The sequence below is a fragment of the Amycolatopsis sp. NPDC003676 genome (assembly GCF_053587275.1).
The window spans coordinates 1-12,387 of sequence record NZ_JBSFNS010000172.1 but is presented as its reverse complement, the minus strand read 5'-3'; the positions used below and the strand labels follow the sequence as shown (position 1 = coordinate 12,387).

10 protein-coding genes are annotated in these 12,387 nt (G+C 69.2%); 3 read left to right on the top strand and 7 right to left on the bottom strand.

Annotation, left to right across the window (positions count from 1 at the left end):
* Positions 1 to 656, top strand: a 656-nt coding sequence (locus ACWDNU_RS42915) for a P-loop NTPase (RefSeq protein ID WP_449673079.1), incomplete at its 5' end; no start/stop codon positions are given.
* Positions 657 to 717: 61 nt separating this feature from the next.
* On the opposite strand, the gene ACWDNU_RS42910 is transcribed toward ACWDNU_RS42915, so the two are convergent.
* The 6 genes from ACWDNU_RS42910 to ACWDNU_RS42885 all read right to left on the bottom strand — a co-directional run bounded on the left by ACWDNU_RS42910 (position 718) and on the right by ACWDNU_RS42885 (position 8,940).
* The gene (locus tag ACWDNU_RS42910) at positions 718 to 1,224 is read right to left on the bottom strand and encodes a hypothetical protein (protein ID WP_370940273.1); all 507 of its coding nucleotides are present in this window, start codon (positions 1,222 to 1,224) and stop codon (positions 718 to 720) included.
* 366 nt (positions 1,225 to 1,590) lie between these two features.
* The gene (gene tatB, locus ACWDNU_RS42905) at positions 1,591 to 2,022 is read right to left on the bottom strand and encodes a Sec-independent protein translocase protein TatB (RefSeq protein WP_449673078.1); all 432 of its coding nucleotides are present in this window, start codon (positions 2,020 to 2,022) and stop codon (positions 1,591 to 1,593) included.
* A gap of 201 nt (positions 2,023 to 2,223) precedes the next feature.
* Complete coding sequence (locus tag ACWDNU_RS42900) at positions 2,224 to 3,756, bottom strand: trypsin-like peptidase domain-containing protein (protein WP_370940275.1); 1,533 nt, start codon at positions 3,754 to 3,756, stop codon at positions 2,224 to 2,226.
* A 631-nt stretch (positions 3,757 to 4,387) separates the two neighbouring features.
* Positions 4,388 to 5,473 (bottom strand): glycosyltransferase family 4 protein, encoded by a 1,086-nt coding sequence (locus ACWDNU_RS42895; RefSeq protein ID WP_449673077.1) that lies wholly within the window; start codon positions 5,471 to 5,473, stop codon positions 4,388 to 4,390.
* Positions 5,466 to 7,979 (bottom strand): glycosyltransferase, encoded by a 2,514-nt coding sequence (locus tag ACWDNU_RS42890; RefSeq protein WP_449673076.1) that lies wholly within the window; start codon positions 7,977 to 7,979, stop codon positions 5,466 to 5,468. The genes ACWDNU_RS42895 and ACWDNU_RS42890 overlap by 8 nt, the downstream gene beginning before the upstream one ends.
* 31 nt (positions 7,980 to 8,010) lie before the next feature.
* On the bottom strand, positions 8,011 to 8,940 hold the full coding sequence (locus ACWDNU_RS42885; RefSeq protein WP_449673075.1) for a glycosyltransferase family 2 protein: 930 nt from the start codon (positions 8,938 to 8,940) through the stop codon (positions 8,011 to 8,013).
* Between the two features lie 18 nt (positions 8,941 to 8,958).
* Here ACWDNU_RS42885 and ACWDNU_RS42880 point away from each other — a divergent pair, with 18 nt between their 5' ends.
* Positions 8,959 to 10,044 carry a glycosyltransferase family 4 protein gene (locus ACWDNU_RS42880; protein WP_449673074.1) on the top strand — a complete coding sequence of 362 codons (1,086 nt, stop codon included), beginning with the start codon at positions 8,959 to 8,961 and terminating at the stop codon, positions 10,042 to 10,044.
* Between the two features lie 360 nt (positions 10,045 to 10,404).
* Positions 10,405 to 11,535: a glycosyltransferase family 4 protein gene (locus ACWDNU_RS42875; protein WP_370940567.1), complete on the top strand. Its 1,131-nt coding sequence runs from the start codon at positions 10,405 to 10,407 to the stop codon at positions 11,533 to 11,535.
* On the opposite strand, the gene ACWDNU_RS42870 is transcribed toward ACWDNU_RS42875, so the two are convergent.
* The coding region (locus ACWDNU_RS42870; RefSeq protein ID WP_449673073.1) for an amidohydrolase family protein at positions 11,532 to 12,387 on the bottom strand (856 nt) is incomplete at its 5' end. The two genes, ACWDNU_RS42875 and ACWDNU_RS42870, sit on opposite strands and share 4 nt — an antisense overlap.

The window sequence follows — 12,387 nt, the reverse complement described above, 5'->3', positions numbered from 1 at the left end:
TGCTGGGCGCGCGCGAGAAGCCGACCAAGGTCGACACGATGATCATGCCGCCGCAGGCGCACGGCGTGAAGGTGATCTCGATCGGCATGTTCACGCCGGGCAACACCCCCGTCGTGTGGCGCGGCCCGATGCTGCACCGCGCGCTGCAGCAGTTCCTGGCCGACGTGTTCTGGGGCGACCTGGACATCCTGCTGCTGGACCTGCCGCCGGGCACCGGCGACATCGCGATTTCGGTGGCGCAGCTGATCCCGAACGCGGAAATCCTCGTGGTGACCACGCCGCAGCAGGCCGCCGCCGAGGTGGCCGAGCGCGCGGGCGCGATCGCGATGCAGACGAGGCAGCGCGTCGCGGGCGTGATCGAGAACATGTCGTGGCTGGAAACCCCGACCGGCGAACGGATCGAGGTCTTCGGCGCGGGCGGCGGCCAGACGGTCGCGGATTCGCTGTCGAAGTCGGTGGGTTCGACAGTGCCGCTGCTGGGCCAGGTCCCGCTGGACCCGCGCCTGCGCGAACAGGGCGACGAGGGCACCCCCATCGTGCTGTCCGATCCGGAGGCCCCGGCGTCGCTGGTGCTGAAGGACGCGGCGAAGCAGCTGTCGGTCCGGGCGCGCGGGTTGGCCGGGATGATGCTGAACGTGAGCCCGGCCGGTCGCTGATTATTTGGACAGAAGAAGAGGCGTGCACCCTTTCGCGGGTGCACGCCTCTTTTTGTTGCCTTTAGGAGGCGTGCACGGTCACCAGGAGGGCGCCGGACTCGCGGAGCGTCACCTTGGTGTCGCCCGGCTTCGTCACTGTCCAGTCGATGTCCTCGGGCTTCTTCGAGGACACGTCGCCCGACTTGTCCGGCTGGTCCTGGACGTCGATGTTCTGCGGCTGGTCGGACGACACGATGATCTTCACCTTGTTGCCGACCTTGACGTCGACGACCCCGGCCGGCGGCGTGACCTTCCCGCCCTGGAAGGCGACGGTGACCAGCACATCGACGCCCGCCTCGCCGGTCTGCGCGCCGCGCTTGACGTTCGGCTGCTCACCGGTGGCACTGCCGTTCCCGGGAGCGCTCGCCTGGCTGCTGGCCGGAGCCGACGAGGACGGCATCGCCGGGGCAGGCACCGAAGTGTAGGTGGCGGGCGCCTTGGTGCTGGGCTCGTCGTCGGCACTGCACCCGGCGACGGCGAAGGCGGCCGCAGCGATCGTTCCGGCCAGCGCAGCCGCACGGCGTGACATATCGGGAACCTCCAGGGTCGGTTGAGCTGATGCTCCTGAGGCTACCCAGCCTGATCAGCGCGTCGCGCGTCGGCTTGGCCCACCGGGATCGCCGCGTACCTCGCTGGTCAGGTGGCGTCCGGATCGACCGGCGGACGCTCGCCCGGCTTCAACGGCTCCGGCTGCGGGAGCGCGGTCTGCGGCTTGATCGTCGGCACCCCGTTGGACCCGTTCCCGTTCCCGTTGCCGTTCAACCCCAGCGGATCCGCTTCGCGTCGAGATTGCGCAGGCTACGCAGGTCTTCGAGAGGTTTGCGCAGGTCGCGCAGTCGCGAACCGGGCGTGAGTGGCGATCACGGTTCTCACCGGGATCGCCGCGCACGAAGGATCAGGTGGCGTCCGGATCGACCGGCGGACGCTCGCCCGGCTTCAACGGCTCCGGCTGCGGGAGCGCGGTCTGCGGCTTGATCGTCGGCGCCCCACTCGACCCGTTCCCGTTCCCGTTGGAACCGTTGAGGTCGTTCTTGAACCCGTTCAACCCCAGCGGATCCGAGTCCCCGTCGAACAAATGCTGCGTCACAACCCGCTTCGGATCCAGGTTGCGCAGGCCGCGCAGGTCTTCGAGGGGTTTGCGCAGCTGGTCGAATTCCGGGCCCATCTCCTCGCGCAGCTGCTCGCGCGCGCCGGTCGCGAAGTCGCGGGCCTTGCGGACGCTCTTCGCCATCCAGGCCGCCGCTTCGGGCAGCCGTTCGGGCCCGAGGATGAAAAGCCCCGCGATGATGAGCACGAGGATCTCGCCCCAGCCGACACTGTCGAACACCCGTGAACCTCCGCTCGGTGCTGCCCCGCCCAAGACTACCCGGGCCGTTTCGCGTCCCGGCAGGCCCGAACGTCGCACGGCAGCTACTGTGCCGATCGTTACTAACCCGGCCACAGCCACGGCCGAATGACTTTCGTAGCGACGGTTACGTGCCACACGGGGGGGTCGGCCTACTTTTGGCCGGATTAGTAAGAACGGGTGTCAGTCCGATCCGAGCGTGACGTCCACCACCAGCAGCGCGCCGTCGCGGGCCAGTTGCACCGGGACCACCTGGCCCGGGTCGTGGCTGCGCACCGCGACGGTCAGCTCGGCGGAGTCGCGCACGACGTGGTCGCCGATCTTGGTGATCACGTCGCCTTCCTTGATCCCCGCGCCCGCGGCCGGACCGCCCGGGGCGACGTTGCGGACCTGCGCGCCCATCGTCGACGATCCGGCGACCGTCGAGGCCGCGTTGATCCCGATGTCGGCGTGCTTGACCTTGCCGTCCTTGATCAGCGCCTTGGCGATCTTTATGGCGTAGTCGCTGGGAATGGCGAACCCGATGCCGATGCTGCCGCCGTCGGAGCTGGACGAGCGGATCGCGGAGTTGATGCCGACCAGCGCGCCCCTCGAGTCGACGAGCGCCCCGCCCGAGTTGCCGTGGTTGATCGCGGCGTCGGTCTGGATGGCGGAGTAGGTGACCGGAGCCGCCCCGTTGTCGCCGCCCGCGGTGACCGGCCGGTCGAGCGCGCTGACGATGCCCGAGGTGATCGAGTTCTGCAGCGCCAGCGGCGACCCGACCGCGATCACCGCGTCCCCGACCTGCAGATCGGACGATTTGCCGACCTGCATCACGACCGGATTCGTGACATTGACCTTCACCACGGCGAGGTCGGTTTTCTGATCCGCGCCAACGATCTTGGCCTCGGTGCGGGTCCCGTCGTTGAACACCGCCGTGATCTTCGTAGCCGCGTCCCCCACCGCAGTCGCGACCACGTGCTCGTTCGTGAGGATGTACCCCTGCGGATCAATCACCACGCCGGAACCCTGCTCGCCGCTGTCCGCACCAGGCTTGACCACCTCGAGCGAAACCACCGCGGGCGCCACCCGCCGCGCGATGTCCGCGAGCGACCCCGGCGGCCGCTCCTTGGCCGCATCCGCCTCGGAAATCGTGGCGCTGCCGGTCAACGAGGACCCGGTGTCCCCGACCCACCAGCCGACCAGCCCGCCGACCGCGCCGATCAACAACGCGACGACCCCCAGCAACGCCAACGCCTTCGGCTGTACTCGCCGCCCGAACAACACCTCAGGCAAGCTCAACTGCGCACCGCTGGGCAGCTTCGGCTTCTCACCCTCGTCTTCGTCCGGGACCACCGCAGGCCCCGCCAGCACGGCCCCAGCCGCCGGATCCCGCCAAGGATCGCTGGTGTCAGTCCACAACGGATCTTCCGCGGCGCCATTCTCCCCAGCCGCCTCGAGCGGCCGCTGCAACCGCACCCCCTCGGCCCCCGCAGGCCTACTGAACGCCTCGGCGAGAGATTCGGGCGTCGGCGGCGCGAGACTGAGCTTCTGCTGCCCATTCCCGTTGGGCGGCGGGGTGTAAAGCTTGTCGAACGCCCCCTCGACCCCGTGCGGACGCCCGAAGACAGCCGCCTGCTGCTGATCCACCGCAGGCCGCTCAAGCGGCCGAGGACCCAACCGGTCCGTTCCGACGGCACCGGACTGGTCAGGATTAGCGTTCGGCTGGTCGGTCATCATTCCCCGGGAAGCGTTCAGGACGGCTGGTGGTGGACGATACCCAAGCCTAGGGAGAGTCTGCCCAGGCCGCAGTGAAATGGCTGTTGCCTGCCCCTCTGTTCACCTGCGCTCCCGCCCTTGCCGAACGTCTGTGAGGGGAACCCTGAGGGAATCTGATTCCCTCAGGGTTCCCCTCACGACCCGCCGCAGTCCCCGAGGGGCCCCTTCACGGCCCCAGATTCCCTCAAGGAGCCCTTCACAGCCTGCCCCCGCCCGCTTCGCACGCTCCGCGTGCAAGAACCCGCCACCGCCACCGCGATGCGCCCCAGTGCGGCATTAGGTGCATGCGACGCACCCAACGTGGCATTTTCGGTGCACGCGACGCACCCAACGTGGCGTTCGGTGCATCCGACGCACCCAATGCCGCATTGGGGCGCCAGCCCCACCACCCACGAACCGCAGCCGATGCACCCGATCAAGGCAGCCACACCCCCCGCACCCCGATACGAAGCCAAAAACACGGCGCGGGGGTGCTTGTCAAGGCATCTTTCCCGCCTTGACAAGCACCCCCAGACCGTCAGCACAATTACGGCTCGGGGTGCCTTTGTCTTGGAGGTTCTTTCCCCGGCTTCGCCGGGTTTATGCCCAGCTACACTTCAGTAGCCTGGCGATAAGCAGCGAGTGTGCGTAGCGCGGTGTTGTGCCAGGTAAAACTGGCCGCATGAGTCCTACGGGCGGTGGACGTCGCCAGGCCGTGGGGATCGGTTACAGCTTGGCGCAGAGCTTCCGCGAGTCCGTCAACGTCGTCATACGGAACCAAAGTGGCGCAGTCTCCCGCAACTTCGCGCAGAGCGGGAATGTCCGTGCAAACGACCGGAACATCCGAGGCCATCGCCTCCAAGACAGGCAAACCGAAGCCTTCATCCCGCGAAGGAAGCACAAGGGCAGCAGCACCAGCTACCACAGTCCGAAGGTCCACATCGGACAGATACCCAGTCTGCCCGGACCTCGGCAGCCTCGGAAACGGCCCAGGCCCAGCGAAAACCAGCGGCGGCAAATCCGGCGCGGCGGCATGGGCAGCGGCCAGCCAGTCCAGCCCCTTGCGCGGTCCGGCAGCACCAGCGAACAACAGGTACTTCTCCGGCAACCGCAGCTTCGCTCGCACCCCATCATCCGGCGGCCGAGCAGTGAACCAAGCCGGATTCACCCCCAAAGGCGTGGCGATGATCTTCGACCGATCGACATCCAGCTTCTCGGCGACCGAGTCCGCAACAGCCTCGGTCGGCGTGCAGATGACATTCGCCCGGTGCGCACCACGCCGGACCAGTTCAGGCAGGGTCCGGTCAGAGTGGGCCAGTTCCTGAGGAGCGTCGATGAAAGCCAGGTCGTGAATGGTCAGAACACCAGCAGCGCGGAGACGGCCAGGGAGAACGAAGTTCGTGCCATGAACAACATCAGTGGGGCCAGCGAACAATTCCACCGGTGGCAACTGGGTACGCAGCCAGGTGGTTCGCAAAAGGCGAGCGGAAACCGGCATTCCCCGAGCTTGAACCCCATGCGGCAGTACATGCCGCAACTTCCGCCAGCCCCGCAAAGTAAACGCGACGGCGCGAAGGTCCACTTCGGACATCGAAGCCAGCTCTTCGCTCAGCGCTGCCGTGTACCGGCCAATCCCCGTCCGGGAACCGAGCAGAGGGGTGCCGTCCAGCAGGACGCGCAGCGGACGATCAGCCACGGCGCAACCGTTCCCGCGCCACCTTCGTGACCCGTCCCGCTGCTCGCCTCGCCAATTCTCCCGGCCCGCCAGCGGCGAGATATTCGCGCACCAGGGCCAGATCCCGCCGTACCAGCGCAGAGCCGCGTACCGGGTCGCTAACCGTGAGGTCCGCACCACCGGGCAGGCGGTCGGCGGCGGGACGCGGGTTGCGGCAGAACTCCACCAACGGTTTCAGCGCCTCAGGCCAGGCGTATCGCTGGGCGACCACTCGGATTCGTTCAACACACGCGTCGGCGAATTCCCGGTCGTACAAGGACTTCTCTAGCGCATCCGCCAAAGCGCCGGCGTCTTCGGCGGGGACTACGACGCCGAGGTTCTCCGCTCGGACGAGATCAGCGAAGGCATCCCCGTCCGTCGTCACGATCGGCAAGCCAGCCCACAGGTAGTCCAGAACCCGGGTGCGGAAAGCGAAAGTGGTCTCGACGTGTTCGTAATGCGTGGTGACACCGCAGTCGGCGTCGAGAAGCCAGTTCTGGCGGTCCGAATACGGGACCCACTGTTCGTTGAAGAAGACGTTCTTGTCCGTGAGGCCCAGGGAATCCGCGAGCCGCACCGTCCGGGCACCGATGTCCATTTCGGCGACCTCGGGGTTCGGGTGCTTCATGCCGAGGAATACGAGACGGGCGTCGTCGCGGCGGTGGCGGAGCAGGTCGAAGGCGCGGATCAGGGTCAGCGGGTCGAACCAGCTGTAGACGCCGCCTGCCCACAGGACGACGCGGTCGGACTCGCCGATGCCAAGAGCGGAGCGCAGGCCGGGGCCGGTGCGCGTCGGGGCTTGGGGGGAGAGGCCGAAGGGGACGACGGCCAGCAGCGACTGGGTGGTCGGGTCGGCGTCGTAGAGGCGCGGGGACAGGCGGCCGAGTGCGGCTAGGTGGCCTAGCCAGAAGTGTCGCTGGCGTTCCGAAGCGCAGAGGAAAAAATCGGCGCGTTCGAGTTGAGCGTCCAGGACTCGGGTGACACCGGCCAGGTCGAGAGCGCGCTGGTCGTCGGGGGCGTCCTTGCCCTGTTCCAGCAGCTCCAGGTGCATCGGGTCGTAGACGTCCGCCACCACGATTTTGTTTTCGTGCTGCTTCTTCAGCGACGGGGCCAGTTCCAGTACGTGGCCCTGCAGGATCACGACGTCCGCCCATTCGATCGGGCCGTCGAGATCGCGGTGCTTGCCCGAGCTGACCCGGAAGGCCGCGGGCGGAGGCGAGACCAGCGGGTTGGTGGTCATGAGGTGCACGTCGTGCTCGGCCGACAGCGTCGAGGCGATGTTCCACGCCCGGATCGCGGGGCCGGCCATCCGCTCGGTGATCGAATCACCGGTCAGGACGAGGATCTTGCGGCGCTGGCCGAAGACGTCCTTGATGCCGAACGCTTCGACCAGAATCTCGTGCGCGCGCAGGTAGTCCGGCAGCGGGTACGCGGGCTCAAGTGCCTTGCGCAGCAACGGAAGCAGGTCAGCATCGGTGCGCACGCGGGCCGCCTGCTCGACAGCCCGGGACTCGGCCAGCGAGGGCATCATCTCGACGAATCGGTCCACCGCCAAGACTCCGGCGAGGGTGGTGCGCGGGACCGCGACGTCGGAGGTGTCGACCGGGCCGACGCCCTTCTCCAGGTTCAGCTGCTCCGGGTCGATGCCGCCACGCGCGGTCGCGCGGCGGACGGCCAGCGCGAGTGCGGCGGGCAGGGCGCGGGCGAGCGATTCGTCGGAGAGGTTTTTGTACAGCGCGGCCAGCGCGTTGCGTTCCAGCAGGAAGGTCTCGCGGCCGGTGTCCGGTGCGTCGACGGCGGACATGGTGCCGTGGTGGCGGTGATAGGTGAGCGATTCCGGCACGTAACGGACGCGCCAGCCGCGCAGGTTGAGTCGCCAGCCCAGGTCGACGTCCTCGTAGAACATGAAGAAGCGCTCGTCGAAACCGCCGAGTTCGGCGAACACCGAGGCACGTACGAACAGCGCCGAACCGGTACCGAAGAGAACGTCCTTGGCGACGTCGTGTTCGGCCTCGGGCACCTCCGCGAGCGGGCTGCCGGCGTGGCGCTTGTAGCCCATGCCGAACCAAGTCAGACCCGCGTCCACGAAGTCCGTGCCGGTGCCCTCCCAGTCGACGACCTTGCTCGCCACCGCGGCGACGGTCGGCTGCGCGCGCAGTTCGGCGACGGCCGCGGAGACCCAGGCCGGAGCGGGGCGCGCGTCGTTGTTGAGGAAGCCGAGGACGGTGCCGTTCGCGTGCTGCGCGCCGAGGTTGCAGCCGCCGGCGAAACCGGTGTTGACCGGCGATTCGATGAGCTGGACATCAGGCGCCGCGGCGCGGATGCGGGCCGCGTCGTCGCCGCCGGAAGCGTTGTCGACGCAGATCAGCTCGACATTCGCGTAGTCCAGGTCGGCTCGCAGCGCCCGCAGGCAGGTGATGGTGTCGTCGGCGCCGCGGTAATTCACCACGATCACCGAGACGAGCGGTTGCGGGTCCCCCACTGCCAAGACGAGCTCCTCCGTCGAATTTCCGCCCAGCTTAAAGGCCAGCCCAGGCTTCCCAGATCGCGCCTCGGCCCAGCGCCGAGATCCGGGTTACGCGACCGCGTTCCCGCAGGGTGCGGGGGAGCCGGAGAAAGATCTCCGCCAGTACGCGCAATCGCAGCGCCGGGTCGAAGTTCGCCGCGTCCGGACGGTGCCCGCGCAGCGGCAGCAAAGCGGTGATCGCGGCGAAGCGGGCCAGTTCGCGGAATGCGACTTTCGTAGGTGCGCAGCGCAACAGCATGAGCAAACGATTGCGTTCATTCCACCGGTGAAATTGCGGTGAGCCAGGGTTCGTGCTGGCCCCGTGCAGGTGCTGGACGCGTGCCTTCGGCGCGGCGACGACGTGCCATCCAGCCAGTCGAAGCCGCCACGCGGTGTCGGTGTCCTCGTAGTAACAGAAGAAACTCGCCGGGACCCCGCCGACCGCGCGCACGGCCTCGGTGCGCAGCAGCGCGGCGCCGCCGCAGAAGCCGAAGACCTCGTCGCTGGGTTCGGTGAGGTCGGCGCCGTGACCGTCGGCGGTGAGGCGGACGCCGGTGGACTGGGTGCTGCCGTCGGGCAGTTCGAGCCGGGACGTGACGGCGGCGGCGAGCGGCTGACTTTCGAGGTTGTCTTCGAGGACCGCGAGCCAGTCCGGTTCGGGAGCGGCGTCGTCGTTGAGCCAGGCGACCCGCGGGGTGTCGATCCGGCTGAGCGCGTGAGCCATCGCACCGGCGTATCCAGTGTTCCTTCGCAGCCTGAGCACCTCTGGACGGCTCGGGTGCGCGGCCAGAATCGTTGCGGTGCCGTCGGTTGAGGCGTTGTCGACCACGAGTGTCCGATGTGGACGGTCCTGGGCGGCGAGCGCGTCGAGGCACGCGGCGAGGTGGTCTTCCCCACGCCAGGTCACCACGACGACGGTGGTGCCGGATTCCTCGCTGGTCACCTGGGAGAGAATAGCGGCGTGCCCGAACTGGTCGTGATCGCCGAGCAACTGCTCGCCCCCGTTCCGGGTGGCACCGGCCGGTACACCGCCGAACTGCTGCCCGCGCTCGCCCGCACCGCGCCGCCCGGCTGGACCGTGTCCAGCGTGGTCGCGCGGCACGCGGACGTCTCCGCGGCGCGGATCGAGGGCGTCGAGGGACCGCGCGTGCTGCCGCTGCCGCCGAGGGCGCTGGTCGCGCTGTGGCAGCTTGGCCTGCGCTGGTGGCCGGGCGGTGACGCGGTGCACGCGCCGACCCCGTTCGCGCCGCCCCGTCCCCCGGCTGGGCGAACGCTGACCGTCACGGTGCATGACACCGTGCCGTGGACGCATCCGGAGACCCTGACCGCACGCGGCGTCAGCTGGCACCGGTCGATGATCGCGCGGGCCGCGCGGCGGTCGTCCGGGCTGATCGTGCCGACCCGCGCGGTCGCCGACGAGCTGGCGGTGCTGCTGGACGTGGACGTTCCGGTGCGGGTCGTGCCGCACGGGGTGACCGTGCCGGAGGGGTCCGCTCAGCTGGATCTGCCGTCGCGGTACGTGCTGGCGGTCGGCACGATCGAACCGCGCAAGGGCATGGACGTGCTGGTCGACGCGGTGGCGCAGCTCGACGGCACGGACGAGGTCGGCGACGTCGGCCTCGTGCTCGCCGGCCAGCCCGGCTGGGGCGGCATCGACCCGGTGCGGCTGGCGGCCGACCGCGGCCTGAAATCGGTGCGGGTGCTGGGGAAGGTGACCGACGCCCAGCTGGCGACGGCGATGCGCGGAGCGAGCGTGCTGGCGATGCCGAGCCTCGCCGAGGGCTTCGGGCTGCCGCTGCTGGAAGCGATGGCGATCGGGGTGCCGGTGGTGCACACGGACGTCCCGGCGCTGGTGGAGGTATCCGGCGGGGCGGGGCTGGTGGTGCCGCGCGGGGACGCTGATGCGCTGGCTCGGGCGCTGAAAGAGGTGCTGCTGTCGCCGGACAAGGCGGCGGAGCTGTCGAAACTCGGACGCGAGCGGGCGCGGACGTTCACGTGGCGGGCTGCGGCGGAGGCGGTGTGGGCTGCGCATCGCCGGTCGAGCTGACGGGTCTCGCGAGGCGACCCGGGCCGGACGAAGCCGCGGGGCTGGGCTGTGGGAGGGCGCGTCGGCGGTCGAGCTGACGGGTCTCGCGAGGCGACCCGGGCCGGGCGAAGCCGAGGCGCGGGCTGTGGGCGGGCGCGTCGGCGGTCGAGCCGAGGGGCGCGGTGCCGTTGTCGAAGCTCGGCTACGGCGGCCGGGCGGACAGTCAGACAGAACCACCGAGGTCACACGGTCGGGTGAACCCAGACGGGTGAGCGCAGGTGGGCGAGGGTGGACCTCCCCGGAGTTGGCGGCAGTTTGGCGGTTCCTGACCTGTGCGGTGGGTGATCGCCGTACGCTGCACTCGTGACCGGTGATCCCCGTGTGCTGATCGACGCGACCGCGGTGCCCGCGGATCGGGGCGGGGTCGGCCGATACGTGGACTCGCTCGTCGGCGCGCTCGACCAGGACGGGGCCCGGCTGACGGTGGTCTGCCAGCCGCGCGACCTGCCGCTCTACGGCCAGCTCGCGCCCAGCTCCCGGATTGTCGCCGCATCGCCCGCGACCTCGACGCGCACCGCTCGGCTGACCTGGGAACAGGCCACCCTGCCGCGGCTGGTGCGCCGGCTCGCCGCCGACGTCGTGCACTCGCCGCACTACACGATGCCGCTCGCCAGCGGGGCCGCTTCGGTGGTCACGCTGCACGACGCGACGTTCTTCACCGACGCCGTCCTGCACTCGTCCGTCAAGGCCCGTTTCTTCCGCGCTTGGACCACTACGGCGCTGCGCCGGGCAACACTCTGCGTAGTCCCCAGTCACGCGACAGCGGTAGAACTGGCCCGGGTGAGCCCGGTGCGGCGAGCCGAGATGGAGATCATCCATCACGGCGTCGACAGCGAACGGTTTCATCCGCCGTCCCCGGAAGAGATCGCGGCGGCGCGGGAGGCGGTCGGGCTCGGCGCGACGCCTTACATCGCGTTCCTCGGGGCGCTCGAACCGCGGAAGAATGTGCCCGCGCTGATCCGCGGTTACGCCCGCGCGGTCGCCGGGCAGCGAGACGCCCCGGCGCTCGTGCTCGCCGGGCAGCCCGGCTGGGACACCCAGGTGGAGCGCGCGCTGGACGCGGTGCCGCACCGGCTTCGGGTGATTCGCGCGGGGTACCTGCCGTTCGGCACGCTCGCCGGATTCCTTGGCGGAGCGGAACTTGTGGCTTATCCGAGCCTCGGCGAAGGTTTCGGGCTGCCGGTTCTCGAGGCGATGGCCTGCGGTGCCGCAGTACTGACCACGCGCCGGCTGTCGCTGCCGGAGGTCGGCGGGGACGCGGTGGCGTACTGCGGCGTCGGTGCGGGCGATGTCGCCGCGGCGTTGACGGAATTGCTGGCCGATCCGTCGCGTCGTTCAGTGCTCGCTTCCGCGGCGCAACGGCGCGCCAAGGAATTCTCGTGGACGACAACGGCGGACCGGCACCGCGAGGCTTACGGAAAAGCCTGGCACCAGCATTTGCGCAATCGTTAACGGAGACCGTAAAGGGCTTCCGCATTGGCGTGCGCGATCTTTTCCCGGTCGTCCTGGTTCGGCAAGTTTTCCAGGAATTCCGTGATGGCCGCGGCCTGGACCTGATGGAACGGGTAATCGCCGGACAGGAGGATTCGGTCGGCGGTCGTGTATTCGAGTGCGTTGCGCAGCATGCGCGGGACGAGCATTCCGCTGGTCGCCAGGTGAATGTTCGTGCGGAAATACTCGGAAACGCGACGTTCGAGATGCGGGGCCGTGTGCGACAGGCTGTCGATGCGGTCGAGTGCGAACAGGACCACCTCGCCCCAGTGGCCGAGGACGACCTGCAACTCCGGGTGGCGGTCGAACGTTCCGCGCAGGATCAGCCGGATGACGGCGAGCCCGGCCTCGTAGTGCCAGCCGAGGCCGTAGGTGGCCAGCCCGAGGTCGAGTTCCGGGCTGAAGCCGCTGTAGGAAGCCTGGCGCACTGGCTCCGCCGGGATCTGCGGGTGGACGAAGACCGGCCGCCCGAGTGCGGCGGCCGCGCCGAGCAACTCGTCGTACGCGGGATCGTCGAGGGGGCGCTCGCCGCTGCGGCCGTACGACATGATCCCTACGTGCGCGGGATCGTTCGCGGTTCGCTGCAGTTCGGCGAGGGCCGCGGCCGGGTCGGACATCGGCAGCGTCGTCATGGCGCGGAAGCGATCGGGATGCTTCGCGACGGCCTCGCTGGCGAGGTCGTTCGCCTCGCGGCTCAACTCGATGCCTTGCGGCAGCGGGCATCCGTGCATTCCCGGCGGTGCGATCGAGAGGACTTGGACGTCAATGCCGGCCTCGTCCATCCACGCGACGCGTTGGTCGCCGATGTCGAGC

Excerpts from the sequence above, each read along its gene's own strand:
- ACWDNU_RS42910 (WP_370940273.1), bottom strand. The coding sequence starts at position 1,224 with ATGTCACGCCGTGCGGCTGCGCTGGCCGGAACGATCGCTGCGGCCGCC.
- ACWDNU_RS42900 (WP_370940275.1), bottom strand. The coding sequence starts at position 3,756 with ATGACCGACCAGCCGAACGCTAATCCTGACCAGTCCGGTGCCGTCGGA.